Origin of the sequence: Sarcina sp. DSM 11001 (assembly GCF_900101015.1) — a bacterium.
Taxonomy (GTDB): domain Bacteria; phylum Bacillota; class Clostridia; order Lachnospirales; family Lachnospiraceae; genus CAG-791.
This window is the reverse complement of sequence record NZ_FNFZ01000004.1, coordinates 60,860-86,964: the sequence shown is the minus strand read 5'-3', so window position 1 is coordinate 86,964 and position 26,105 is coordinate 60,860. Positions and strand designations below refer to the sequence as shown.

General features: G+C 51.7%; 19 protein-coding genes and 1 other RNA gene. 18 read left to right on the top strand and 2 right to left on the bottom strand.

Annotated features, from left to right (window positions below; all coding sequences use genetic code 11):
* Positions 1 to 299 precede the first annotated feature (299 nt).
* Positions 300 to 648, bottom strand: a transfer-messenger RNA (tmRNA) gene (gene ssrA, locus BLT02_RS02975).
* Between the two features lie 337 nt (positions 649 to 985).
* On the opposite strand from ssrA, the gene BLT02_RS02970 reads away from it, so the two are divergent.
* The 14 genes from BLT02_RS02970 (at position 986) to BLT02_RS02900 (ending at position 19,301) form a co-directional block, all read left to right on the top strand.
* Positions 986 to 1,639: a helix-turn-helix domain-containing protein gene (locus tag BLT02_RS02970; RefSeq protein ID WP_092991401.1), complete on the top strand. Its 654-nt coding sequence runs from the start codon at positions 986 to 988 to the stop codon at positions 1,637 to 1,639.
* A 450-nt stretch (positions 1,640 to 2,089) separates the two neighbouring features.
* Positions 2,090 to 2,890 (top strand): hypothetical protein, encoded by an 801-nt coding sequence (locus BLT02_RS02960; RefSeq protein ID WP_092991397.1) that lies wholly within the window; start codon positions 2,090 to 2,092, stop codon positions 2,888 to 2,890.
* Between the two features lie 374 nt (positions 2,891 to 3,264).
* Complete coding sequence (locus BLT02_RS02955; protein WP_092991395.1) at positions 3,265 to 4,425, top strand: polysaccharide deacetylase; 1,161 nt, start codon at positions 3,265 to 3,267, stop codon at positions 4,423 to 4,425.
* Positions 4,426 to 4,454: 29 nt separating this feature from the next.
* Positions 4,455 to 5,960 (top strand): bifunctional metallophosphatase/5'-nucleotidase, encoded by a 1,506-nt coding sequence (locus tag BLT02_RS02950; protein ID WP_092991393.1) that lies wholly within the window; start codon positions 4,455 to 4,457, stop codon positions 5,958 to 5,960.
* 208 nt (positions 5,961 to 6,168) lie between these two features.
* The gene (locus BLT02_RS02945; RefSeq protein WP_092991390.1) at positions 6,169 to 6,669 is read left to right on the top strand and encodes a hypothetical protein; all 501 of its coding nucleotides are present in this window, start codon (positions 6,169 to 6,171) and stop codon (positions 6,667 to 6,669) included.
* 61 nt (positions 6,670 to 6,730) lie between these two features.
* Positions 6,731 to 7,543, top strand: a complete 813-nt coding sequence (locus tag BLT02_RS02940) for a response regulator (RefSeq protein WP_092991388.1) — start codon at positions 6,731 to 6,733, stop codon at positions 7,541 to 7,543.
* A gap of 46 nt (positions 7,544 to 7,589) precedes the next feature.
* Positions 7,590 to 8,006: a hypothetical protein gene (locus BLT02_RS02935; protein WP_092991386.1), complete on the top strand. Its 417-nt coding sequence runs from the start codon at positions 7,590 to 7,592 to the stop codon at positions 8,004 to 8,006.
* Positions 8,007 to 8,095: 89 nt separating this feature from the next.
* Positions 8,096 to 10,273 (top strand): NHLP family bacteriocin export ABC transporter peptidase/permease/ATPase subunit, encoded by a 2,178-nt coding sequence (locus tag BLT02_RS02930; RefSeq protein WP_278277367.1) that lies wholly within the window; start codon positions 8,096 to 8,098, stop codon positions 10,271 to 10,273.
* 166 nt (positions 10,274 to 10,439) lie between these two features.
* Positions 10,440 to 12,824 carry an ATP-binding cassette domain-containing protein gene (locus tag BLT02_RS02925; protein ID WP_092991384.1) on the top strand — a complete coding sequence of 795 codons (2,385 nt, stop codon included), beginning with the start codon at positions 10,440 to 10,442 and terminating at the stop codon, positions 12,822 to 12,824.
* A gap of 152 nt (positions 12,825 to 12,976) precedes the next feature.
* Positions 12,977 to 13,861, top strand: a complete 885-nt coding sequence (gene dapA, locus BLT02_RS02920; protein WP_092991382.1) for a 4-hydroxy-tetrahydrodipicolinate synthase — start codon at positions 12,977 to 12,979, stop codon at positions 13,859 to 13,861.
* A gap of 260 nt (positions 13,862 to 14,121) precedes the next feature.
* Positions 14,122 to 15,390, top strand: coding sequence for a BMP family ABC transporter substrate-binding protein (locus BLT02_RS02915; RefSeq protein ID WP_092991380.1), 1,269 nt, complete (start codon positions 14,122 to 14,124; stop codon positions 15,388 to 15,390).
* A gap of 136 nt (positions 15,391 to 15,526) precedes the next feature.
* Complete coding sequence (locus BLT02_RS02910; RefSeq protein ID WP_092991378.1) at positions 15,527 to 17,140, top strand: ABC transporter ATP-binding protein; 1,614 nt, start codon at positions 15,527 to 15,529, stop codon at positions 17,138 to 17,140.
* Positions 17,118 to 18,251: an ABC transporter permease gene (locus tag BLT02_RS02905; protein WP_242869686.1), complete on the top strand. Its 1,134-nt coding sequence runs from the start codon at positions 17,118 to 17,120 to the stop codon at positions 18,249 to 18,251. The genes BLT02_RS02910 and BLT02_RS02905 overlap by 23 nt, the downstream gene beginning before the upstream one ends.
* A gap of 51 nt (positions 18,252 to 18,302) precedes the next feature.
* Positions 18,303 to 19,301, top strand: a complete 999-nt coding sequence (locus BLT02_RS02900; RefSeq protein ID WP_092991376.1) for an ABC transporter permease — start codon at positions 18,303 to 18,305, stop codon at positions 19,299 to 19,301.
* Positions 19,302 to 19,625: 324 nt separating this feature from the next.
* Here the strand turns inward: BLT02_RS02900 and BLT02_RS02895 are convergent, their stop codons facing one another.
* Positions 19,626 to 21,221, bottom strand: coding sequence for a Mur ligase family protein (locus BLT02_RS02895; protein ID WP_092991374.1), 1,596 nt, complete (start codon positions 21,219 to 21,221; stop codon positions 19,626 to 19,628).
* A 184-nt stretch (positions 21,222 to 21,405) separates the two neighbouring features.
* Here BLT02_RS02895 and BLT02_RS02890 point away from each other — a divergent pair, with 184 nt between their 5' ends.
* The 4 genes from BLT02_RS02890 to BLT02_RS02875 all read left to right on the top strand — a co-directional run bounded on the left by BLT02_RS02890 (position 21,406) and on the right by BLT02_RS02875 (position 25,972).
* Positions 21,406 to 21,855, top strand: coding sequence for a divergent PAP2 family protein (locus BLT02_RS02890; RefSeq protein WP_092991372.1), 450 nt, complete (start codon positions 21,406 to 21,408; stop codon positions 21,853 to 21,855).
* 130 nt (positions 21,856 to 21,985) lie between these two features.
* A complete protein-coding gene (locus BLT02_RS02885; protein ID WP_092991370.1) occupies positions 21,986 to 22,729 on the top strand; it encodes an MgtC/SapB family protein in 744 nt (247 codons plus the stop codon).
* Positions 22,730 to 22,863: 134 nt separating this feature from the next.
* A complete protein-coding gene (locus BLT02_RS02880) occupies positions 22,864 to 24,069 on the top strand; it encodes a coenzyme F420-0:L-glutamate ligase (RefSeq protein WP_092991368.1) in 1,206 nt (401 codons plus the stop codon).
* A gap of 265 nt (positions 24,070 to 24,334) precedes the next feature.
* Positions 24,335 to 25,972, top strand: coding sequence for a hypothetical protein (locus BLT02_RS02875; protein ID WP_092991366.1), 1,638 nt, complete (start codon positions 24,335 to 24,337; stop codon positions 25,970 to 25,972).
* Positions 25,973 to 26,105 lie beyond the last annotated feature (133 nt).

Sequence of the window (26,105 nt, the reverse complement as noted above, 5' to 3'; positions counted from 1 at the left end):
TTTTGAACCTTGTTATTTGTTTTTTGTTATGCCTGCATTTTATCACGCTTCTTATCACAGAACTGTCACACATTATCCCGGGATCGTATCCATGATGAAGAAAGTTTCCCTTTTTGCGCGCGTATCCCATAACTGAAGTTCCGGGTATTACGCGATGAAGATATAAAAAGGTATATAAACGGCAGAAAAGAAAAAACCGGTCTGCGGCTTCCGGCTGGCTGCGAACCATCTGTTTACGGTATAAAACGGCATAAAAGAAAAATGCCGGGAACCATACAGGAACCCGGCAATAAGTGTGGAAGTGGATTAGGCGGGAATCGAACCCGCGTCCAAAAGCCCATTCAGCGTACTTCTACGATCATATCCTGTTCTTGCGGATCGCTCCCTTTCCCGCATCCGGCGAGAGAACAGTCAATCTGGCCGGTTTGGTAGCTTCATCATACGCCCGCGGCCGCAAAGCTTAGACCGTGTCGTTTCCCGCTTTCATGATACCGTGACCGGGGGATGCGGGTGTCCTCCGGGCGGCACACAGCATTAAGCTGCGAGTGCTACTCTATCGTTAGCGTTTATTTTTAATTGTGCCGTTTGACGTCCGGCTACGGATCGCTTCTCCACCTGCAAGACCCCTGTCGAAACCTTTACTAACCCGTATCAACAAGCGTTTTACAGCTGTTACGGATATTAGTATAAGGCAGGGGGAAGAAAAAAACAATAGCCTGCAGGTTTAATAGTAAGAAAATTCGGTGTCCCCTTAAGGAAGAGCGGGGTGAAACAGGGAGTGTGGAGAAGCAGGGGATAAACAGGAGACGGTTCCCCGTTTCACTTTCCTGTGTTGACACAGAGAAAAAGGTAAAGCTATAATATCCGTAATTAACGATATTTCAGAAGTGTTCAAAACACAGTACCTTGCCTATGAGGGTTGCAGCGACACTGGTTGAGTCGCGCATCTGAAGGAAACCTGGTGCAGAGAAGAGGAGGGACAGCAATGACGATCGGACAGCGAATCTTTTTTCTTCTGGAAGAGAAAAAAATGACTCAGGTCGAGTTTTCCCGGAAAAGTGGAATAGCGACAACGACAATCAGTGACTGGAGAAAGAAAAATACGAACCCCGGTTCAGAAAAAATCATGCAGATATGTGCAGCTTTAAATGTTACACCTGAATATCTGCTCTCAGGTGTCTGTGAAGACAGTGAGCGTGGAAAAAACGTAGACTATTTGGTTATTCCCAAAGGCACCGATGAGCGTACTCTTCTGGAATTATTTAATGAGATGCCATGGCTGGAGCGCAATCATTTATTGGAATACGCCAGAAAACTTTCTTGTAAAAAACACGATTCTGAACTCCTTTGTAGAAAAAAAACCAATGAACCGGATAACGGGAAATATATGAAAAAAATAGCCGAATTCTGTGATATTGAAGTTTTTATGGATGAACATTTCTCAGGAGATCCATGTGTTGAAATCAATTATCTGGACGATGATGTGCGCGGTCATATCGATCTTCAAAGCGGCCAAATTACAGGAGCTTTTTCAAAATACGTCATGCCTGTGATCGAAGCCTGGCTGCAGGAGCATAAAGAACTGCTGCTTTCAATGTGGAAAAATAACAGGATCTCACCTGTCCCGGCATGGGAATAATGAGAATAGATATATGGCTTGCAGACAAATAAAAAAACTCCTGGGATATGAATTGTGTATCTTTGACCGGGAAGGAACCTTGTTTTACTCTGACAACATTGTTCTGATCCGTAAGAACAACTATACAGAAATATTCAATCTTGATACCATGCGCCATGAAATTGGTGACTGGATAAAACGCGATGTTACACGCAATACCATTTATCAATATATATCCGATAATGTAGTCTGTTTTCATGCCTGACATTACTTCATTTAGCCTCACTTCATGACTGATACCAACGACAAGGGGCGCGAAACAGGGGACGGTTCCCCTTTTTCGCCTGCCCTTTTTCACCTGCCCTGTTTCGTCTCGACCCTTGTTTCGCTTGTTCAAAACAGATCCTGTGCCTATAATAGAAAAGAATGAAGAGCAGAGGTTTTTATAGAAATTCAAAGGGAGGATATTCAATGAAAAAAATGATCATAAGCGCACTGATTGCTTCCATGATTGCCATGGCGGCTGTGACCGGGTGCGGATCTTCGTCCGCGAAACCGCAGGAGGAGGCGAAAGAGGCTGCGCAGGAAGAGCAGATGATGGAGCAGACGGAGGATGTCCGGGATGCTGAGGCTCCCGAAGCGTCTACTGCTGACGCGGCCGCCCTAGATCCTGCCACAGAGGACCATGCAGCGGCAGAAATGACCGCAGGGCCCATTGAAACAGAGGAAGTTTCTGTCTTTGGAACAGAAACCGCTGCAGAAACTGATGAGCCCGGATCCGTTTACCCCGAGTTTCACTATACCGGTGAGGATCATTATATCGAGACGATCTGGACTTATTTCCAGGATAACTATTCCCGGTACTATGAAAAGGAAGATGTCTCGGTCCCTGCAATCCTCATTCTTGACGAGGATGATTCTGATCCTGACGATATCAAAGTCTGGGGAGTATTCAGTCTTTTCAACTACGATGTCGAAGGAAAAACTCTGTTGAACCTGAGCGGAGGAGATTATCCCGGACTCGTTCATCTTAAAGCGGACGGGGATTCTTTCGAAGTGACAGGCATTGATCTGGTGGAAGATGGAATGGATTACAGCAGCTCTGCAAATCAGATCTTTGGAGAAAAGGAAGGCCTGGCGGAGAAATTCTGGAATTCCGATGAAAAACAGGAGGAGGCTCGTGCCGATTTCCTGAAGATGTATATCAGGGACAACAATCTTGACATCGACGCCTACCAGGATTACGGCTGGAATCCTGTCCCTCTTAAGTGAGTTATTGCTCCTTAATAAAGTAAGGCATGGAGACATGTGCGGCCGGCTGCAGGCCTGCCGGCATACCAGTCTGCAGAAACAAAGCGCAGAACAGGGGACAGTTCTCCGTTCCACTTCAAAGCGGAACGGAGGACCGTCCCCTGCTTCGTCAAAGGTCAGGAGCTGTAACTATTTCTTTGACAATACTGTTCATATCTCTTTATTTATATTTTTCTTAAAGGTATAATGCATTAGGGAATTGTACCAAAGGAGCTGCCTGTCTGTTTCATAAAAAACGGAAAATAGCTCCCAACCGGACGGGTGCTCTCTTCTATTGCCTGAATGGTCTGATCAGGGTACATGGATCCTGAACGAGAGGAGATCGTTTAAATAAGATGAATTCCAGTCAGAATAAAAAGAAAAAAAAACGCCGCGGAATTAGCCGCCGGCTTAAAAGAACACTCCGAATCCTGATCCCGGTCCTGATCGTCCTTTTTCTGCTGCGCGCGATCGTCGGGCTTTTTTTTGGAGGTCATTCAAAAAAACAGGAGGACGGCCGGGATATAATTCCGCCGGAGATCATCCTGGAACACAGGGAAGACTATTATGTGATCCCGGGGCTTTCCTATGAAGAGGAGGGGTACAGGGCTTCCGATGACAGAGACGGCGATCTGACGGACAAAGTGGAGCGGTCACAGGACGGGGATTTCATCATCTATAAGGTGGCTGACCAGGCGGGGAATGTCACGGTGCGTTACCGGAAGATCCCTCTTCTGGATCCGGAAACCGGAAAGGCGGCTGTCCCGGAAGACAGCTATGATGTACTTGTCAGCAGCTGGGAAAACGAAGATGGAGACGCGGGCGGTCCGGCTGATGATCCCGCTGACGGAAGCGGTCAGGATACGGCGGAGGACAAGGACGGGAAACCTTCCGGAAAGATCGTCCACCTGACTTTTGACGATGGCCCCGGGGAACACACACAGCACCTTCTGGACATCCTGAACCGTTACGGAGTGAAGGCGACCTTCTTTGTGACCCACGCCTTTCCCATGTATGAAGACAGAATAGGAGAGGAGGCCGCAGCCGGCCACAGTATAGGGATCCATACCTATTCCCATGACTTTGCCAAAATCTACGCCGATGACAAGGCCTTCTGGAAAGATATCGAAAAAATGCAGGAGATCGTCGTCAAAGAGACCGGTCAGCGCACTAACCTGATGCGTTTCGCGGGCGGAAGCTCCAACACTGACAGCGCCGCTTATACACAAGGTATCATGACCCTGCTCACAAAACAGGCAGAGAAGAAAGGCTGGCACTACTTTGACTGGAATGTCTCCAGCGGAGACGGAGGAAATGACAGTACCTCTGAATCCGTTATCACCAGGATCACATCCCAGATCCAGGATCATGACGAATCTGTCGTCCTGTGCCACGATACCAAGGAAAACACGGTCAATGCCATGGAATACCTGATCCCGTGGCTTCTGGACAACGGCTACACGCTGCTGCCGCTCACCCCTGACAGTGAGACTGCCCACCACGCGGTGTTGAACTAAAACCAGCTCATTGAAGAAAGGACCTGTTGATGCCCCCCAAGAATGGACCTGTCCACCTCGTTCTGCTCCACTCCAACGATATTCACGGGGCGTTTGCTCCGGTAATAAAAGACGGGATCCGGACGGGAGGTCTCTCTATGTTGTCCGGCTATGTCCATAAGACAAAAAGGGAGGAGAAGAACGTTCTCTATGTGGTCGCGGGAGACATGTTCATGGGGTCGATCATAGACAGTGAATACCGCGGCCTGTCCACGATCCGCATGGCGAACGCCCTTGAACCGGACGCTTTTGCCGTTGGCAACCATGAAGTGGACTACGGTCTTTCGCACCTCTTATTTTTGGAAAAATGCGCGGATTTTCCCATCCTCTGCGCAAACATGTATGTGCGGGAGCTCAACCGGAGGCTCTTTTCCCCTTCGATCGATATAAAGAAGGGCAGGATCCGGGTGCGCATGATCGCGCTTCTGACAGAGACAATTTCGGACAAGATCTCCCAGGAGGAACTGGTGGACAGCGCCGTCAGAGTCCGGGATGTCAAAAAGGAACTCGACCAGTATTTTCATGAGAAGCATTGTCCTGCAGATTTGACTGTTCTGGTCACCCATCTCGGAATAGAAGAGGACCGGATCCTGGCTGCATCGCTCTCTCCGGATCATGGGGTGGATCTGATCATCGGCGGTCACTCCCATACCCTGATGGAAGAACCGGAGATCATTAACGGGATTCCCGTAGTCCAGGCGGGCTCCGGGAGCAGCCAGATCGGACGCTTCGATCTGTATTTTGGACCCTCTGAAAAGAAAGAACCTGCAGATCCTTCTTTCAGGCTCACAAGATGGGAATGGAGACTGGTCCCGATCAATGAACGGACCAGCGAGCCGGATCCCCTGATCGATTTCTATACAGACCAGTTCCGGGAGCTGACCGACAAAAAATATGAAACTGTTCTCTGTACTCTTCCCTGTGCCTATACGCATCCCTGGTACCACAGGGAGACAGAGCTGATGGATTTTTTCACTGACCTCTATCAAAAGGCCTATGGAACCGACCTGTTCATCATTTCCTCAAATGCCCTGAGGACAAAGCAGTTCGGCCCGGTCGTGAGGCGGAAAGATCTGCTGATGGCTCTCCCCTATGACAATGAGGTCTTCTCCCTCACCATGGATGGAAGACGACTGGAGTCTGTCATCCGCCATTTCCTCCGCAGAGAGGCATGGGAAGGGGCAGAGGTCTTTTTCCTGTTTTCCGGCGGACTCAGGGTAGTGGTGCGAAAAGCCACCAAGGAGATCCTCAGTCTTTTATTCAGAGGAAAGGCGATCGAGCCGGACAGAATGTACACACTGGGGATCACTTCTTATGCCCGCAAGAATATAGAAACTTTTCTGGGTATTCCTGAAGGGGAACTGGGATCTTTTGTTGAGATCCGGCGGCTCAGCACAAATGACAAGACAGAGTTGGAGGCCTGTCTTGCATCTTCCGGTAATATGGAGCTGACCGGGGAAGACCGGCTGAGACAGGTGGAAACAGATCCGGACTGAAAATACAGGATCTGCCCGCCGGTCCGGTTTCGCTTCCGCGGGTGTATCCCACGTCTGAAGACACGGATATTGCGCGATGTAGAGTAAAAAATAAAGAAGAATGTAACTTGAAGACCTTTTTCTGCGTCAGAAGTCAGGGATTGGTCATTATTGTTTAACCGGACATATTGCTTGAATATGAACAGGGAATGGTTTGGGGGAAAGAACCATGGCATACTCATTGATCAACCGCGATTTTTATGACGCTGTCATCAATTTTGAAAAGAGTACGGAAGCCCAGGACTATTATTATCAGGTCATGGACACTGAAATTGAGAGAAATGGAAAGAAGGACACCATCAGGAACAGGATCCTGCGCGCCTATGCCATGCTGTTCTGTGAAGATACTGACCATGTCATGTCAGGCCTCATAGGACCGGAAGAAGTGGAGGCCACTGCCGACCGCCTCTACATAGGCCGCCCCGGACTTGACCCGCAGCACTGGTACCGGATGTCCCGTCATTTTCCGGTGATCGATGACGACAATTATGACCGTTTCGCGGCGCTGGTGATCGCGGATCTGAAAGCAGGTCCCCTCAGGAAAGCAGCTGTCGAGGAGGACTGTATGCTGCTGATGGGCGAACCGGACCCCCTTCACATGACCATGGAACAGAGGAAAAAACAGAAGATCCGCAGCATCAGCCTTCCCCAGGAAGGCGAAGAGGATTGATAATATCCACAAGCGTGAAAACCATGCGCCCGGCGGCGCTTTGATATGGGGATAATAGCCTATGACTATACTCATTGCAGTTCAAAAAGAAGAAATCCTCCGCAGGACGAAGGAGCAGCTGTCCAGACACTCTGAGGACGCCAGGATCCTGTGTTTTGAGAACAGCCCTCAGGCCCTGGCGGCCGCCAGGCAGGAGCAGATCGACGTAGCCTTTCTGGATCCTGACCTGCCGGAGCTCAACGGTCTCTATCTGGGCCAGTATCTTCAGGACCTCAACCCCCTGGTCAACCTGATCTATCTGGCGGAGAGTGAAAAATACGGATATGAAGCGATGCAGCAGCATGCCAGCGGATATCTCACGACACCTGCCGCCATGGAAGGAATCAGACGTGAGATGGATGACCTTCGCTATCCGGAATCTGAAAAAAACAAGAAACGGGTCTTTGCCCGTACCTTCGGTGCCTTTGAGCTGTTTGTTGACGGAAAACCTGTGGAGTTTAAATATACAAAAACAAAAGAGATTGTCGCTGTCCTTGTCAATAAGCGTGGATCCCAGACCACAAATGGCGAGATCATCGCCACTTTGTGGGAGGATGACGGAGATCCCGCCAGAAAGGCATCCTATCTCAGCAACCTTCGGCAGGATCTCCAGAATACGCTGATGAGCCTGAACCTGAACGGAATCATCCTCAAGCAGCGCGGCAGTCTGGCGATCGACGCGGAAAAAATCGAATGTGATCTTTACGATTGGCTCGAAAAAAAGAAGAAATCGAAATATACTTATATGGGCGAGTATATGTCTCAGTACAGCTGGGCGGAGTATATGGCTGCCGAACTTGATGAGATCAGTTACTCATTTGATGGCCGCGACTGAAATCACGGGTATTGAACGATGAAGAATAAAACAGGAGGGAGTCAGCATGGAAGAACAGATCTTCAGAAAAAAGAGTTTAGACAGGCTTTCATCACCGGAACAGCTCAATGATTATCTGCACGTGACAAGTCCGGGCATATGGATCGTCCTGGGCGCAGTGATTTTCCTGCTTATCAGCATTTTTGTCTGGAGCAGCTTTACCACCATTGAAAGCTATGCCGCCGGCGATGCAGTGGCCGAAAACGGTGTTCTGATGATCACCTTCGATGATCCTCAGACCGCCGCCAATGTGGAGACAGGTATGGCCGTCACTGTCGGAGATCTGCATACTCCGGTCCTCACCCTGGGTAAAAATGCGGACGGCAGTGTCTTTGCCACCGCCAATGCGGATCTTCCCAACGGCACATACCGGGTGAAGGTCGGCTACAGGCAGACTCAGGTCATCAAGATGCTGTTCAATTAGTGTTCCGTCGGGAAAATCTGTACGCTTCTTTGAGGCCGGCGGAAAGAATATGGCATTGCCGCTCCCGGGAGCGGCAGGGGAGGTAGAGTTTGAGCGGTAAAATCAAACAGCCTGTGCAGCACGGCAGGGTCAAAGTGCCGGTTGTCATGCAGATGGAAGCCCTGGAGTGCGGGGCGGCGGCTCTGACTATGATCATGGCTTATTATGGAAAATGGATCCCTCTGGAACAGGTACGGGTGGACTGCGGTGTCTCCAGAGACGGTTCAAATGCCAGAAACATCCTGAAAGCTGCCAGGAGCTACGGCATGACGGCAGGCGGATTCCGGTATGAACCGGAGGAACTGCGTGAAAAAGGCACCTTTCCCTGCATCATCCACTGGAATTTCAACCATTTCGTGGTCTGCTGCGGTTTTAAAGGAAAGTATGCCTATCTGAATGATCCGGCAAGGGGGACGGTCAAGGTCACCATGGATGAATTTGACCGCGCTTTCACCGGGATCTGCATCCAGTTTGAGCCTTCGGAAACCTTTGTCCCCAGCGGTAAAAAGAAGAGCATCCTGGATTTTGCCGCTGCGCGTCTCAGGGGTGCCGGACCGGCTGTGGCTTTTGTGATCCTGACCACAATGATCAGCTATCTGTTCGGGATCATCAACCCGGTCTTTACCCGGTTTTTCATGGACCGCCTGCTGACAGGGGAAAACAGGGATCTTCTCACCCCCTTTATCCTGCTGCTGGCGGGAGTAGACCTTTTGCAGATCGTGGTCAGCGCCGCCCAGACGATTTATTCCCTCAAGATCAGCGGCAAGATGTCAGTGATCGGAAGCAGTACCTATATGTGGAAGGTGCTCAAGATGCCTATGGACTTTTTCTCCCAGCGCATGGCTGGAGATGTCCAGTCCAGGCTCAGCACTAATGCGACCATAGCGGAAACCCTGGTCAATACCCTGACCCCCCTCGGCCTCAATGCGGTCATGATGTTCTTTTATCTGGGGATCATGATCAACTACAGCCCCTTTCTGACGCTGATCGGTATTTCGGCGCTCGTCTTTAGCAGCTTCGCGGCCGGCATGATCTCATCAAAGCGCGTCAATATCACCCGCGTCCAGTCCAGGGATGAAGGAAAGCTGGCGGCGACCACCGTCAACGGCATCCAGATGATCGAGACCATCAAAGCCAGCGGTGCGGAAAACGGGTATTTCACAAAGTGGGCGGGATATCAGGCCTCCGTAAATGCCCAGACCGTCAAGTTTGCCAGACTGGAGAGCATCCTCGGCATGCTCCCTTCTTTTATCTCGCTGCTTGCCGATAATGCCGTCCTCATCTTCGGTGTCTATATGGCGATCCGCGGGAAGTTTACTCTCGGTATGATCATGGTCTTCCAGACCTTCCTGAGTTCCTTTATGTCGCCTGCCATGACCATGGTCAGCGCGGGACAAATGATCCAGGAGATGCGCACCGATATGGAGCGCGTGGAAGATGTCATGAGCTATCCCGATGACCCCTGTTACAGCGACGAAGCCCTCTCGGAGGAAAAAGACTACAGCAAACTGAGCGGCAGTGTCGAACTCAAAAACGTGACTTTCGGATATTCAAAACTCTCGGATCCCCTGATCCGTGATTTCTCCATGTCGATCCGTCCGGGCGGAAGGGTTGCCTTTGTCGGCATGTCCGGCTGCGGCAAGAGTACGCTGAGCAAACTGATCTCAGGGCTTTACCAGCCCTGGAGCGGAGAGATCCTCTTTGACGGAAAGAAGATCTCCGAGATCGACCGCAGTGTATTCACCGGCTCCCTTGCTGTCGTGGACCAGGATATCATCCTCTTCGAAGATACGATCGCCAATAATATCCGGATGTGGGACGATTCGATCGAAGATTTCGAGGTCATCATGGCTGCCCGAGACGCCCAGATCCACGACGATATCATGCAGAGACCGGATGGCTATGAAAGGAAGATCGTCGAGGGAGGCCGGGATATGTCCGGCGGCCAGAGACAGAGACTGGAGATCGCCCGTGTTCTCGCCCAGGATCCCACGATCATCATCATGGACGAAGCGACAAGCGCCCTCGATGCCAAGACAGAATATGAGCTGGTCAGTGCTGTCAAAGAAAGGGGCATCACCTGCATCGTGATCGCCCACCGTCTCTCGACGATCCGCGACTGCGATGAGATCATTGTCCTCGACCACGGCGAAGTCGTCGAGCGCGGCACACATGAAGAGCTTTATGCCAGGGGCGGTTATTATACTGAACTGATCTCCAGTGACTGAGAAGCCGGGGGTCACAGTTTCCCGACGACTGAGAAGCCTATTTTACAGTTTCCCAACTATTGCGAAACCTATTTTACAGTTTCCCGACGATTGAGAAGCTGATCGTACAGTTTCCAACGACTGAAAAGCTGTTTTTGCAGCTGCCGATCCGGAAGGAGGTACCGGTTTGGGCTGGTTCGATGAACAGATAAGAAACAGAAAAACATATGATCAGGAAAAATTCGAGGAATCGATCCTCCGGATGGCTTCCGCGGTAGTAGGCACCCGGGATGCAGGGATCCTTACGGATGAAAGGATCATTACCAAGGATGCCATTGATGATATTCTGAAATATTATCATTATAAACCGGTGGATATCCCCGACAGGATCAAGGATCCTGATGAACAGCTGGTATATGCGCTCCGGCCTCATGGTCTGATGTATCGGGTCGTTGAGCTTACAGAAGGCTGGTACCGGGACTGCTTCGGTCCTCTCATCTGCCACAGGGTTGAAGACCATATGCCGGTGGCTGTTTTCCCCAGTCAGTTCGGCGGGTACTGGTACACCAGTGAAACCGGCAGCCGGGTCAGGATCAACAGCAAAAATGCTGCGCTCTTTGATCACTTGGCGATCTGCTTTTACAGGCCGCTTCCTCTTAAGACGATCGGGATACCGGACCTGCTCCTGTATATGAAGGACTGCCTGGATGTAGGAGATTTTGCCCTGATCGGAGCCTTTTCCCTCATCTCGATCTTCGCAGGCCTGATGCTGCCCCGCATCACCAAAATCATGACCGGATATATTTATGAATCCGGTAATGTCACTCTGTTATGGGGAACAGCAGTCTTTATGATCGCGGCCGCCTTCTCTGTACGGCTGATCAGCGCGGCGGAGAGCCTGGCCTCGACCCGGGTGGAGACCAAGACCGGGATCTGCGTCGAATCGGCGATCATGATGCGTCTCCTGAGCCTCCCTGCTCCTTTTTTCAAAAAGTACAGTTCCGGTGAGCTGTCAGGACGCAGCCAGTCCGTCAATGAGCTGTGCACGCTTCTGATGGGAGATGTGTTTTCCCTGGGGATCACTTCGCTGACCTCCCTCTTATACATTACCCAGATCTTTCATTTCACACCGGGGCTGACACTGCCTGCTGTCATCATCATTTTGGTGACTGTGGCATTCTCCCTTTTGACTACTTTTATGCAGATGGGTATCTCCAGACAGTCGATGGAGTATGATGTCAAGGAAAACGGCATCACCTTCGCGCTGATCTCCGGTGTACAGAAGATCAAACTCGCGGGCGCGGAAAAGAGGGCCTTCTCCAGGTGGGCGGAGGCCTATACAAAAACAGCCAGCCTGACCTATAATCCGCCTCTTTTCATCAAACTCAATTCCACTATTATGGTGGCAGTAAACCTGATCGGGGCAGCTGTCCTGTATTATGCAGCAGTCGCGACAAGAGTGACCCCCTCGGAATATATTGCCTTTAATGTGTCCTACGGTATGGTCATGGGAGCTTTCACCTCTCTGGCGGGGATCGCGGTCTCGATCGCCCAGATCCGCCCGATCCTGGAGATGGCGGAGCCTATTCTGAAGGCAGAACCTGAAGTATCCGAAGGCAGGGAGATCCTGACCAGAATCTCCGGAGGAATAGAGATCAGCAATGTCTCCTTCCGTTACAGTGAAAACCTTCCCTATATCGTCAAGGACCTCAACCTGAAGATCCGGCCCGGGGAATATGTCGCCCTGGTCGGCAGGACCGGCTGCGGAAAGAGCACTCTGATGAGGCTTCTGCTGGGATTCGAGACTCCGGAGAAGGGCGCTATCTATTACGATGGAAAAGACATTAAAAAACTCGATCTGCAATCCCTGCGCAGAAAGATCGGAGCTGTCACCCAGGACGGATCGCTCTTTCAGGGAGACATTTTCTCCAATATCGTGATCTGCGCGCCTCAGCTGACCCTTGACAGGGCCTGGGAAGCAGCGGAGATGGCCGGGATCGCCGATGATATCCGGGCTATGCCCATGGGAATGAACACAGTGATCGGTGAGGGCCAGGGCGGTGTCTCGGGAGGACAGAAGCAGCGCCTGATGATCGCCCGCGCCGTAGCACCCAAGCCCAGGATCCTGATGTTTGACGAAGCGACCAGCGCCCTGGACAACAAGACCCAGCGCCAGGTCTCGGAAGCTCTGGATAAGCTCAGATGTACCAGGATCGTCATTGCCCACCGGCTCAGTACCATCAAAAACTGCGACCGCATCCTGGTCCTTGATGAGGGAAAAATCAGGGAGAGCGGCACTTATGAAGAACTGATCGAAAAAGGCGGGTTCTTTGCGGAGCTTGTAGAGAGGCAGAGACTGGACCGCGGTGATGAACCTTCCGCACCTGAAAAGGCAGCTGAAGAATCGGCTGTGGAAGAGGGCAGCACAGAAGAATATGCCCCTCTTTCAGAGGAGGATTTCTCTGCTCCCGCAGGCGCCTGTGAGGACGGGGAAGATGATCAGGAAGGCTGTGCCGAGGGCGGTGCCTATGAGGACGGCGAAGATCCCTATGAGAGAGGAGAGGCTCACTGACGTTTTTTCTGCCCATTCCTGAGTGTCAGGGCCCCTCGCGTCTTTTATCATACGCAGTTAACTCAACATGTTTGCGCCTGCCCCGTGCATGGCAGCACAGGTATATGTAAAGCTGGATTTACAGTAACTTAATAAATATGGAGGAATTGGAAATGTCAATTTTTAAGGGCTCAGGTGTCGCCCTTGTCACACCCATGCATGGAAACAAAGAGATCAATTATGATTCGCTGGAAAGGCTGATCGAAGATCAGATCAGCAAGGGGACAGATGCCCTGATCGTCTGCGGTACGAGCGGGGAAGCTCCCACACTCGAGGATGATGAACACCTTGAAGCGATCCGTTATGCTGTTGAAGTAACAAAAGGCCGCATTCCTGTGATCGCCGGAACAGGCTCCAATAACACAGCCCACGCAGTCATGATGTCGGAGGAATCCGAAAAACGCGGCGCGGACGGTCTGCTTCTCGTCACTCCCTACTATAATAAAGCTACACAGGATGGTCTCTACGAACATTTCAGGACGATCGCCTCGGCGACAAAACTGCCCTGTATCGTTTACAATGTCCCCTCCAGGACCGGCACGAACATCCTGCCGGAGACTGTCGCAAAACTGGTCCGGGATCAGGCCAATATCGCTGCCGTCAAGGAAGCTACCGGCAACATCAGCCAGGTGGCAAAGCTCGCTGAGCTTGTGGACGGTAAGATCGACATTTATTCCGGAAACGATGACCAGATCGTGCCGCTGTGTTCTCTGGGCGGCTCCGGTGTCATCTCTGTCCTGGCCAACGTGGCGCCGCGTCAGACTCATGACCTGGTGATGCATTGTCTTGAAGGCAGATATGAAGAAGCCCGCAAGATCCAGCTCAAGGCTCTTCCCCTGGTTGAGCAGCTCTTTATTGAAGTCAATCCCATTCCTGTCAAGGCCGCTCTGAACATGCAGGGCTTTGATGTCGGTTCTCCCAGACTCCCCCTGACGGAACTGACCGATGCTCACAAAAAGTCACTGCGCAAGGCCATGGAGGATTTTGGCTGTCTGTAAAACTAAAGGCGGAAGAGCAGCCATAAGGAGCATCCTCCGGGTTCGTGTAGTCATTCTTTTTTTCGAACCCGCGGCCGACTGCCTGCAGCCACCTGTGTGCCGGTAAGATGTGTTCCCGGCTGTACTGCAGAAACTGTTACAGTAAAAAAATGCAAATACAGACCTCTTGTCTGATTGACAAAGGCCAGTGACTTCCGTATGATAAAGTCCTGTTGTATATACATTCATCTTTCTTATTCATAATTCTATGGGAGGAAAAAATGAAAAAGACACTGAGTATTGTTCTCGCACTGATCCTGACTGTCGGAATCCTCGCAGGATGCGGCGGCGGCTCCACCACCAGTTCCGCCCCTGCGGAACCCGCAGCTGCAACTGATGCTGGTTCTGAAGGCGAAGGCGCCGGCGATGCCCTCAGCAGCATCAAGGTCGGTTTCATCACTCTGCACGATGAAAACTCCACTTATGACCTCAACTTCATCAATTCTGCAAAGGAAGCCTGCGCACAGCTCGGTATTCCCGAAGAGAACTACCTGATCCGCACCAATATTCCTGAAGGCCAGGAGTGCTATGACGCGGCGGCTGACCTGGTCGACGCCGGCTGCAGCATTATCTTTGCGGATTCCTTCGGCCATGAGGACTTCATGATCCAGGCCGCCAAGGAATTCCCTGAGGTGCAGTTCTGCCATTCCACCGGCACAAAGGCCCACACTGAGGGACTTTCCAACTACCACAACGCGTTTGCTTCTATCTACGAGGGACGCTACCTGGCTGGCGTTGCCGCAGGCATGAAGCTCAACGAAATGATCGAAGCCGGCGAGTTCAAGGAAGACGAAGCCAAGATCGGTTATGTCGGCGCATTTACCTACGCTGAGGTTATCTCCGGTTACACTTCCTTCTTCCTCGGCGCGCGTTCCGTCTGCCCTTCCGCCACGATGGAAGTCACCTTCACAGGTTCCTGGTATGATGAGACTGCCGAAAAAGAAGGCGCCACCAAGCTGATCAACGACGGCTGCAAGCTCATCAGCCAGCACGCGGATTCCATGGGTGCTCCCACTGCATGTGAGAATGCAGGAGTTCCCGATGTCTCCTACAACGGTTCCACCGTCTCTGCCTGCCCCAACACCTATATCGTTTCCTCCAGGATCGACTGGACACCTTATTATGTCTATGCGATCACAGCTGCGGCCAACGGCGAAGCGATCGATACTGACTGGACCGGCACGATCTCCACTGGCTCTGTGGTTCTGACCGAGGTCAATGAGCAGGCTGCCGCCAAGGGCACTGTCGAAAAGATTGAAGAAGTCAAGGCCGGCCTTGAGTCCGGAGAGATCCATGTCTTTGACACCTCTGCTTTCCAGGTAGATGGCAAGACTCTGGATTCCTACATGGCTGATGTTGACACAGATCCCGCTTACGAGGCTGATACTGAAGTCATCTCTGACGGATACTTCCATGAATCCGAATACCGTTCCGCTCCTTACTTTGATCTCAAGATCGACGGTATCGAGCTTCTGGACACTGCAATGTAACAATTGAAGGCTCTTCAGGGCTGCCACAAGTCAGTCCTGGAACAGCGGGCTGCCACAGGTCTGACTTGTGGCAGCCCTTCATTGCGTAACAGGACCATGCCTTTGTGATTCTGTAAATCTGTAAAAAGGAGATATTTTGGACAATACAACACCAGCCGTGTCGCTGCGCGGCATCAGGAAGACTTTCGGCTCTGTCGTCGCTAATGATCACGTCGATCTGGATATCCGAAGGGGCGAGATCCTCGCCATCCTCGGAGAAAACGGCAGCGGAAAGACGACCCTCATGAATATGCTTTCCGGGATCTACTACCCCGATGAAGGGCAGATCTTTATCGACGGGAAGGAAGTCACGATCAGTTCCCCCAGGGATGCCTTCCGCTACGGGATCGGTATGATCCACCAGCATTTCAAACTGGTGGATGTCTTTACGGCTACGGAGAATATCATTCTCGGGCTGGAGGAGAAGGGCCGTCTGGACAGGGCGGCAGCTGCGGAGCGCGTCCGCGCGATCTGCGACGCCTATGGCTTCCAGATCGATCCAAACCGCAAGATCTATCAGATGTCTGTCTCCCAGAAGCAGACTGTGGAGATCGTCAAAGCCCTCTACCGCGGAGCGGATATTCTCATCCTCGATGAGCCCACCGCTGTCCTGACGCCTCAGGAGACGGAAAAACTCTTCGCAGTCCTGCGCAACATGCGCGCTGACGGAAAGGCTATTGTCATCATTACCCATAAGCTGCACGAAGTGGAGGAGCTCTCGGACCGTGTTGCTGTCCTTCGAAAGGGTACTTATGTCGGAGGCAAGATGACCAGGGACACGAACCAGCAGGAGATGACCAACATGATGGTCGGCCGCGCTGTCTCCCTCAATATCGAGCGTCCCGAACCTGTCGACCCCAAACCCCGCATTGAGATCGATGGACTCACTGTATCTTCCCCTGAAGGGATCTTAAAGCTCGATCAAGTCTCTTTTGACATCAGGTCGGGAGAGATCCTCGGCATCGCCGGTATTTCAGGAAGCGGTCAGAAGGAGCTTCTCGAAGCCCTCGCAGGCCTGCAGAAAATTGAATCCGGCAGTATTCTTTATATCGATGATGACGGGAATAAAAAAGACCTGGTCGGTCTTGACCCTCTCGAGATCCAGAAGCTGGGAGTAGCCCTGTCCTTTGTCCCTGAGGACCGTCTCGGTATGGGACTGGTCGGAAATATGGATCTGTCGGACAATATGATGCTTCGCTCTTTCCGGTCAGGGCAGTCTTTCTTTACGGACAGAATACGTCCCCATAAGCTGGCGGAAAAAGTCGTCAACGATCTGGAAGTCAACACGCCCGGGGTCTCCACACCTGTCCGCCGCCTGTCCGGAGGAAATGTCCAGAAGGTCCTGGTAGGCAGAGAGATTTCCTCTGCGCCCAGGGTCCTGTTGACCGCTTATGCCGTCCGCGGCCTGGATATCAATTCATCTTACACGATTTATGATCTTTTGAATCAGCAAAAGAAAAAAGGGGTTGCCGTAGTCTATGTCGGAGAAGACCTGGATGTCCTCATGGAACTTTCAGACAGGATCCTAGTCCTGTGCGGAGGCCGTGTCAGCGGTATTCTTGACGGCCGGACAGCAGACAAGAACGAAGTGGGCCTGATGATGACCAGACTGGGCGGCTCCGGAAGCGGGGCTCAGAAGACTCAGGAAGAGAAAGAAACCGCCGTGGAATCCGGGAAACAGGAAAACCATGCCGGTAAGGAAGAAGGGTGAGCAGATGGAAGTGCAGAATAAACCCAAAGAACCTTTGTTTCATATTACCAAGAGGAAAGAGCTCTCCTTGCAGTCAGCCTGGGGGATCCGGATCATTGCGATCCTGGCAGCGCTTGTGGTATGCGGTATCATTACTACCCTGACGACGGGCCTGAATCCCTTTCAGGTTTACGCGACCATGTTTTCAGGCGCCTTCGGCACCAGCAGACGGATCTGGATCCTGGGAAAGGATGTGGCGATCCTTTTGTGTATCTCACTTGCCCTCACTCCGGCTTTCCGCATGCGTTTCTGGAATCTGGGAGGAGAGGGGCAGATCCTGATCGGAGCCCTGGCCACAGCCGCCTGCATGATCGTTCTCGGAAAATCTCTGCCCAATGTTGTTCTGATCCCGGTATGTATCCTTGCGGCTCTCGGCGCCGGAGCAATCTGGGCACTTATCCCCGCGGCCTGCAAGGCAAAATGGAATACCAATGAGACTCTCTTTACTCTGATGATGAACTATGTCGCGACCCAGCTTGTCGCCTACTATGTCATAGTCTGGGAGGTTCCCAAGGGATCCGGCAAGATCGGCATCATCAACCAGCAGACCGAGGCCGGCTGGCTTCCTGTCCTCGCCGGAAACCGCTACCTCCTGAACATACTGTGTGTCGCCATTCTCACGATCGTGATGTATATCTATCTGAACTACTCCAAACAGGGATATGAGATTTCTGTCGTGGGTGAAAGTGTTGCCACTGCCCGTTATGTGGGAATTAAAGTCGGCTGGACGATCATGCGGACTCTGATTCTGTCAGGAGCAATCTGCGGACTTACCGGCTATCTCCTTGTCGCCGGGACTGAACATACGCTCACAACCTCCCTCGCGGGAGGCCAGGGCTTCACGGCCGTCATGGTTGCCTGGCTGGCAAAATTCAATCCCCTGGGGATGGTTCTCTCGTCCCTGCTGCTGATCTTTCTGGCCAGAGGCGCGGGAGAGATCTCTACGATCTTCGGCCTGAACCAGTCCTTTGGAGATATCCTCACAGGCATTATCCTGTTTTTCATCATCGGCAGCGAATTTTTTATCAATTATAAAGTGAATTTCCGCAAAAAAGAAAAGAAAGCAGCCTGATCAGACCACCTGGAGCGAGTCTTGAATTTAAAGAGCAGAGGGAAATAACACATGTTTGATTTTATTTCATTTATTCCGCGAGTCGTAGTGCAGAGTATTCCGCTTATGTATGGCAGCACCGGGGAGACCATCACACAGAAATCCGGCAACCTGAACCTGGGAATACCCGGCGTTATGTATGTCGGCGCGATCAGCGGAGTCATCGGCGCTTTCCTTTATGAACATGGCTGCAGTGCCTCCGGCACTGCCATGTCTCCGGTCATCGCTGTCCTGATCCCCCTTTTCGCCTGCCTTTTAGGATCCCTTTTGATGGGGCTTCTGTACTGTTTCCTGACGGTCACTCTCTGTGCCAACCAGAACGTCACCGGACTTGCCATGACGACCTTCGGTATCGGCTTCGGCAACTTTTTCGGCGGATCTCTGATGAAGCTCACGGGGGCGGATGTCCCTTCGATCGCCTTGACTGCGACCTCCAATGCCTTCCGCACGATGCTTCCCGGCGCCCTTTCGACCGGCTGGTTCGGGAAAGTCTTTTTGTCCTACGGATTTCTGGCCTATGCCGCCATCATAATCTCGCTGGCTGCCGCCTGGTTCCTCAGGAGCACCAGGACAGGCCTGCAGCTGCGCGCAGTGGGAGAAAGCCCCGCGACTGCTGATGCCGCCGGCATCAACATCACAAAATACAAGTATGCTGCCACCTGTCTGGGATGCATGATCGCCGGACTGGGCGGTCTGTATTATGTCATGGACTACGCCAACGGCGTATGGTCCAACGACGCATTCGGCGACCGCGGCTGGCTGGCCATCGCCCTTGTTATCTTTACCATCTGGCGTCCGGATATCGGAATCCTGTCGTCCCTTCTCTTCGGCGGTCTGTACATCCTTTATCTGTACATTCCCACAGGTACAAACCTGGCGGTCAAAGAAATCTACAAGATGTTCCCCTACATCGTCACCATCGTCGTGCTCATCATAACCAGCATGCGCAACAAGAGGGAGAACCAGCCGCCGGCTCATCTGGGCCTGCCTTATTTCCGTGAAGAGAGATAAGGACAGAATAAAACAGAAGAGAGGCAGAAAAAAGACAGAATAAAGATAAAATGCGATAAAAGTAAAATGCGATAAATGAAAGACAGATAAGAGGAAAAACAAAAGAGCGGAAAGATAAAAGAATGACAGGATCGTAAAGAGACAATAGAGATGATTAAGAAAAGCCCCTGAGCCGTCATGAAAAATGACTTCTCGGGGGCTGTCTTTATTCTTCATCGCCTAAGATCCACAGGCAAGTCTTGAATCTGTTAATGATCATTGCCTGCACCGGGAAAGCTGTTTTTATTTCCAGAACTCTGTTTTCAGAACTCTATTTCCGGAAATCTATTTCCAGAACTCTTTTGACCCTGCCGTACTGCTGAGGGCATCCCTCAGCTCCATCATGGATGTGTAATTGGGAAGGAGGAAAGCCGGCCTTCGGTCCTGCCTGAGCTTTTCCACGATCGCTGCGTAGTCTGTGACTATCTCCATACGGGGACCGGAGGTCTCAGAAACCTCAATACCGGTTTCAGTAACTTCTGTACTGGTTTCAGTAACTTCTGTACTGGTTTTAGCAACTGCCGTACTGTTTTTGGTATCCTCTGTACCGTTTTTAGTATCCTCTGTGCCGGAATCACCGGTGGAGGGCTGCTTATCCCCGCCGGCTTTTTTGAGGCGCTCATACAGGTCCCCGGCGCACTCTCCGGCGACATAGATTTTTTTCAGGCAGGGGTCGGCGCACAGTTTCTCATAGTCCGTATCCTCGATCCATGAAATGTCGTGTCCATCGCCTGTTCTGTTGTTGAGGCACAGGACGGCTGTGTAGTCCTCACCGAGCCCTGTCACATAGGAGAAGGCCTGGTTGCAGCCGGCGGGGTTTTTGACCAGGATCATCTGAAGCCGGATCCCATCCAGGTCAAAGGTCTCCATCCTTCCGAAAGAAGACCGGACGCTGGAGAGAGAAGCCGCCGCCTCCTTTGCGGACAGGCCGAGCGCCCTCGCTGCGGTTACAACGGCGGAGGCATTGTAGATGTTATAGACAGCAGGAAGGGAGATGCGTACATCCCTTAAATCTTTTTCGGCTGTTCCTGTATCGGAAGCATCTTTTTTCTTTTTGCGGAGCTTCAGGTCAAACGTGCTGCCCTGAGCGTCGACGGATGAGATCCTTGTGACGGAGACATCCGGCGTCTGACGGCTGTATCCGCAGCCGGCACAGCAAAAGCCTCCCAGGTGGGCATAAATATGATAATCGTATGTATACGTGCCGCCGCAGACAGGACAGGTTCCCGCGTCTTTAAGGTCCACGTCCCCCTGTTCTCCCACAGAGGCATCCATGCCAAACCGGAGTACCCTGTTGGGCACGTTGAGAGCCAGAGAAGAGGAGAGCGGATCCTCCGCATTGAGGACCAGGGTGGACATGGGACTGCGCTCGACCCCGGCGCGGATCTCCGCCAGTGTATTCTGGACACTGCCGTAGCGGTCGACCTGGTCGCTGAACAGGTTTGTGACCACAATTACTTTTGGACGGATCAGCGGAACGACCTGCTTCAGGGCTGCCTCGTCACATTCCAGGACGGCGTATTCATATCTGGATCTGCCAAGCCAGTCGGTATTGCAGAGCAGATCGGAGGCGATTCCGTGGAGGAGGTTGGCACCGGACCGGTCGCGCAGGCAGCTGTGACCGGATGTTGTGATCATATGCTCGATCATGTTGCAGGTGGTCGTCTTTCCGTTTGTACCGGTCACTACCACGATCTTCATGTCCTGAGCAGGCACAGAGAGAACATTCTTTGAGATCCTGAGAGCGACGATGCCAGGTATGGCTGTCCCTCCGCGTCCTGTTCTGCGGAGTATCGAACGCGTCAGCTTGCAGGCTGCCACAGCCAGTACAGTCCTGATCTTATTTGGTTTAGTATTCTTTTTGCTTATTTCAGCATCCATGGTAAACCCTCCTGTGCATATGTTGCATAAAAAAGCGCTGTGTTATGTACCGGATTTCTTAGGAAAAATTGTTTATACAAGAATATATTATTGATTTCAAACCGCCTGTCATTGTAACATTAGACAGGAAAGAAATACATTGTTTTTTATTAAAAGTTCAATATCTAATTTTAGAAGGGTACGTATGATCCGATTACTCTTATCCAACCATATATTGATCACAGGTATTGCAGCGTGGGGGATTTCCCAGTTTCTGAAAATCATCATCTACACTATCATTAACCGGGAATTCGTGCTTGAGAGGCTCTTTGGAGACGGCGGCATGCCCAGCAGCCACTCCGCGACTGTAACCAGTGTGGCTATCGCCTCCGGCAGGGTCTGCGGATGGGACTCTCCTGTTTTCGCAGTTGCCGTCATAGTCGCCATCATAGTCATGCATGATGCCATGGGGGTCCGCCTGGAAACCGGTAAGCAGGCAAAAGCGATCAACGAGATCATCGAGCATCTGCTCACTTCAGATGATGTCGACCTGACACCGGACAAGGTACTAAAGGAATTTGTCGGCCATACCCCTCTTCAGGTTGCCGTCGGCTTTCTCCTTGGAGTGATCGTGGCCATGGCAGCAGGACTATAGATTCAATCCGGCTGTAACGATCAGGCAGGCTGTAACATGATCGCGGCCATAGCAGCAGGACTATAGGTTCAATTCGGATGTAACATATCAGGCAGGCTTGCAACATTATCAGGCAAAAGGAGGAAAAAGCATGACTTTTGCAGCATACTATCACAGTCAGTTTACCATGGCACAGAATTTGGGGTTCTGTATCCGGCTGATCATTGCATTTATTGTCGGCGCCCTGATCGGTGTGGAACGCAGTCAGCGGTTTAAAGACGCCGGTGTAAGGACACACGTCCTGGTCTGCTGTACGGCTGCTTTGATCATGCTGATTTCCAAGTACGGTTTTGCTGACCTCACGTTGGGAGGAGGAATGGAATCCTATGCTACCCGTGGAGCGGATGCCGCCAGGGTCGCGGCACAGGCTGTCAGCGGCATCAGCTTTCTGTGCGCCGGAGTGATCATCAAAGTGGGAAGCAGTATCAAAGGGCTGACCACCGCCGCCGGGATCTGGCTCACTGCCGGGATCGGTCTCGCCATAGGGGCAGGGATGTATGTCCCTGTTGCCTGTACCCTGCTGCTGCTCTGGATCCTTCAGCATGTGATGACTCTGATCCCGATCGGATCGGATGCTCACGGAGGCAATCATCTGGAATTTACTATTATAGATGACGAGGCATTCAATACTGCTCTCCATAAACAGCTGGAGGACTGGAAAGCGCTTGTGACCCAGTGCAAGGTCACTGGAAAAAAGGACGGTACAACAGCCTATGAGATGGACATCAGGAGAAGAGATGATCTCACCTATGAAGAAGTCCGCGAATTTGTCCAGACCCAGGGAGACAACATCCTGGTTTTCAGCACCAGTTCTCTAAATATCCACATCCATTGACCAGTGTTTCTTTTGAAATTCTTTTCAATGACGCATCAGTGTGATAAAATAATAAACTGTTGCAGATAATACACGTTCCAGAACCATCATTTTTCAATGAGTATTTTTTATTCAGCAATACAGGAGACAAAAAAATGAGCAAAAACACAGAACGCAGAGTCGGTACAGTTTCGAGAGGGATCCGCTGCCCCATCATCCGTCAGGGAGACGATCTGGGCGAGATCGTAGTAAACAGTGTCCTTGAAGCAGCTAAATACGAGGGCTTCTCCCTGCGGGACCGCGATGTCATCGCCGTGACCGAGTCCATCGTAGCGCGTTCACAGGGTAATTACTGCAGCGTGGAGAATATCGCGGCAGATGTCAGAGCCAAGCTCGGCGGCGGGACTGTGGGAGTGATCTTCCCCATTCTTTCCCGCAACCGGTTCGCGATCTGTCTGCGGGGCATCGCGAAGGGCGCAAAGAAGATCGTCCTGATGCTCAGCTATCCTTCCGATGAAGTCGGAAACGAACTGGTCAGCCTTGACAAGATCGATGCTGCAGGCGTCAATCCCTATAGCGATGTGCTTACTCTGGAAAAATACAGAGAGCTCTTCGGCGTCAACGCACATGAGTTCACCGGTGTGGATTATGTTCAGTATTACGCTGACCTGATCAAGTCCTGCGGAGCCGAGTGCGAGATCATCTTTGCCAATCAGCCGGCTGCCATCCTCCCCTATGCGGACCATGTGCTCAACTGCGACATCCATACCCGCAAAAGGACAAAGAGGATCCTCCTGGCGGCAGGCGCGAAGACTGTCTGCAGCCTCGATGAGATCATGACTGCCCCTGTTGACGGCAGCGGTTATAATGAACTCTATGGTCTTCTGGGCTCCAACAAGTCCACAGAGGATATGATCAAGCTTTTCCCCCGCGACAGCAAGGGCCTGGTCCTCGATATCCAGAAAAAGATCCTGGATAAGACAGGAAAGCATGTAGAGGTCATGGTCTACGGCGACGGCGCCTTCAAGGATCCCCAGGGAAAGATCTGGGAGCTCGCCGACCCGGTGGTTTCTCCTTTCTTTACAGACGGTCTGATCGGTACACCCAATGAGCTCAAGCTCAAATACCTGGCCGACAATGATTATAAGAATCTTTCCGGTGAAGAGCTCAGGAACGCGATCTCCGAGAGCATCCGCCAGAAGGACGCGGACCTCAAGGGCAGCATGGCATCCCAGGGCACTACCCCCCGCCAGCTGACTGACCTCATCGGGTCTCTCTGCGACCTGACCAGCGGATCCGGAGACAAGGGCACTCCCGTCGTCCTCGTCCAGGGCTATTTTGACAACTATACAAACGATTGATCCTGCATCTTCCGGCAGTCAGTTTTGCTTTTTTTGCAGTCGATCGATCCTGTATCCTGCATTTATAACCTTTTATAACTTGAACAATATCTTCCGGTCACACCGGTCAGTGTGTGACCGGAACTCTTAAGACGATAGATAATAATATCAGATCATTAAAGCCGAGATTTCCCTGCGATGCCTCCTGTGAGGGACGGTAGCGCAGGGAAACTGCGAAGAGCATCCTTTTCTTCTATATCTTCGCGGACGGCAGAGGAACTCTCCCATGAACAATGAAAAGAAAAGTAAAAGCATCCTCCTGTGGCTGCTCATCATTCTTGCACCGATCCTTGCAGGCTGGATCATCGGCCTGATCACCGGCACGAGCCCTCTTAAGCTGGATGCATGGAACACCGCCTGGAATGATGAAAACGGGTATTTCAGGGTCATCCGCACTATGCGCCATTATGGCATTTCTCAGGGCGTGACCGGGTTTAATGAGATCACATCCGGGAATATACCCTTTGGTCCCTATAATATTTTTACCTACATACCCTATTTCCTTCTTTCATTCATTACAGGCTGCAGTTCGCACAACTATATCTACTACTGTAACCTGATCCTCGCCGTTGCCGCGAACCTGATCTTTGTCCTGCTCACCAGGCCGTCCAGGAGGAATTCTTTCCTGATCGCCCTGTTCTTCCTGACACAGCTGATCCTGGCCAGATATACCTGGTCCGGAATGGCGGAGGCTTCCTATCATTTTTATATCGTTATCTTCATGGGACTGGTCATCTGGTATCTGCGCTCTGCGGATGCCTCTTTGGCATGCAAAAATATAGCCCTGCTCGCCATGATCCTTCTGACCTTCTGCTTCAGCGTGATGCGGCCGTATTTTCTGCCCCTGTTTCTGATCCCCCTCTACCTTCTGATCTTCAGAAATCCCCGTATGGGCCTTGTGGGGCGTTTTTTGTTTGCCCTGCTGATCCTGGCGTCGATGGCCGGAGCCCTTGTCCTTATGTATTATCTGATGAATTATATCGCGGAATATTTTGAGATCGCTCCTGCTATGCGCCTTGCACAGCTCATCCTGGGCGGCGGGGTCAAGGGGATCGTCTCAGGCCTTGTGCAGACCAACAAGGACAGCGTCCACGCTGCTATGGATCTTGTGAGAGAGTACCGCTGGGCAGGCGGCGTCGCCTTCCTGTTCTATTTTGAATGGATCCTCCTTTTCCTTGAATTTATCTACAGCCTGATCGCCCGCAGGAAAGACGGGTCCACAGCGGTCCTCTTTCTGCTCCTGTTCTCCGGAGCCCTGATCTATGAGGCCACCATCATGCTGTATAAATCATACCAGCTTCACAGAATGCTCCTGGCGATCACTATCGCGTTTACGCTGTTCCTCATTGAGTTCGGCATCGCCCTTCCCTGGGTCAACAGCATTGCTGTCATCTGCCTTGTGGCTTTCTATGTCCTGATGAAGCCCTCCGGCTTTACGCTCCCTCAGACTGCCGATACGACGGTCAGCGCAGCAGAGTACCAGACATACAAAAAAGAGCTGGTCTCCCTTCTGCCCTATGCTGATCCCATTGCCTCCACACAGGGCGGGACCCGGGAAAACAAAAAAAGCAGGATCCTGGACGCCTTTGAGACTCCGGCCTCCCTGGACCCTTACTGGAACAATACCGTGGCCAAGATCACAGAGGACAATCATATCCAGCTGTCCTACCTGATGCCGGATTACCTGTCCTTTAATATCTGTACGGAAAAATATATGAAGAAAGCCATTACCAGCGACAGCTTCAACAGCCGTTATGTTATGGTCAAAACAGATTCCAAGCTGGACAAACTGTGTGCCGACAGGTACAGGCTCCTGTGGCAAAAGCATGATCACAGTATTTATGACAGGCAGGAAAAGCCCTGACAGATCAGGGAAAATTCAAGACTCGCTCGCGAGTCTTGCGCCCATGCGCAGCATGGGTTTCACGCCTGCGGGTTTCCCTTGTCTTTGGAAATATAAGAGGACGGTTCTTCTGTCACACAAAATACTTTCTGCA

What these genes read in the sequence shown, in the direction of transcription:
- BLT02_RS02950 (WP_092991393.1), top strand. Translation starts at nt 4,455, where the DNA reads ATGCCCCCCAAGAATGGACCTGTCCACCTCGTTCTGCTCCACTCCAAC.
- BLT02_RS02970 (WP_092991401.1), top strand. Translation starts at nt 986, where the DNA reads ATGACGATCGGACAGCGAATCTTTTTTCTTCTGGAAGAGAAAAAAATG.
- BLT02_RS02940 (WP_092991388.1), top strand. Translation starts at nt 6,731, where the DNA reads ATGACTATACTCATTGCAGTTCAAAAAGAAGAAATCCTCCGCAGGACG.
- dapA (WP_092991382.1), top strand. Translation starts at nt 12,977, where the DNA reads ATGTCAATTTTTAAGGGCTCAGGTGTCGCCCTTGTCACACCCATGCAT.
- BLT02_RS02915 (WP_092991380.1), top strand. Translation starts at nt 14,122, where the DNA reads ATGAAAAAGACACTGAGTATTGTTCTCGCACTGATCCTGACTGTCGGA.
- BLT02_RS02960 (WP_092991397.1), top strand. Translation starts at nt 2,090, where the DNA reads ATGAAAAAAATGATCATAAGCGCACTGATTGCTTCCATGATTGCCATG.
- BLT02_RS02905 (WP_242869686.1), top strand. Translation starts at nt 17,118, where the DNA reads ATGCCGGTAAGGAAGAAGGGTGAGCAGATGGAAGTGCAGAATAAACCC.
- BLT02_RS02955 (WP_092991395.1), top strand. Translation starts at nt 3,265, where the DNA reads ATGAATTCCAGTCAGAATAAAAAGAAAAAAAAACGCCGCGGAATTAGC.
- BLT02_RS02885 (WP_092991370.1), top strand. Translation starts at nt 21,986, where the DNA reads ATGACTTTTGCAGCATACTATCACAGTCAGTTTACCATGGCACAGAAT.
- BLT02_RS02875 (WP_092991366.1), top strand. Translation starts at nt 24,335, where the DNA reads ATGAACAATGAAAAGAAAAGTAAAAGCATCCTCCTGTGGCTGCTCATC.
- BLT02_RS02935 (WP_092991386.1), top strand. Translation starts at nt 7,590, where the DNA reads ATGGAAGAACAGATCTTCAGAAAAAAGAGTTTAGACAGGCTTTCATCA.
- BLT02_RS02945 (WP_092991390.1), top strand. Translation starts at nt 6,169, where the DNA reads ATGGCATACTCATTGATCAACCGCGATTTTTATGACGCTGTCATCAAT.
- BLT02_RS02900 (WP_092991376.1), top strand. Translation starts at nt 18,303, where the DNA reads ATGTTTGATTTTATTTCATTTATTCCGCGAGTCGTAGTGCAGAGTATT.
- BLT02_RS02895 (WP_092991374.1), bottom strand. Translation starts at nt 21,221, where the DNA reads ATGGATGCTGAAATAAGCAAAAAGAATACTAAACCAAATAAGATCAGG.
- BLT02_RS02880 (WP_092991368.1), top strand. Translation starts at nt 22,864, where the DNA reads ATGAGCAAAAACACAGAACGCAGAGTCGGTACAGTTTCGAGAGGGATC.
- BLT02_RS02890 (WP_092991372.1), top strand. Translation starts at nt 21,406, where the DNA reads ATGATCCGATTACTCTTATCCAACCATATATTGATCACAGGTATTGCA.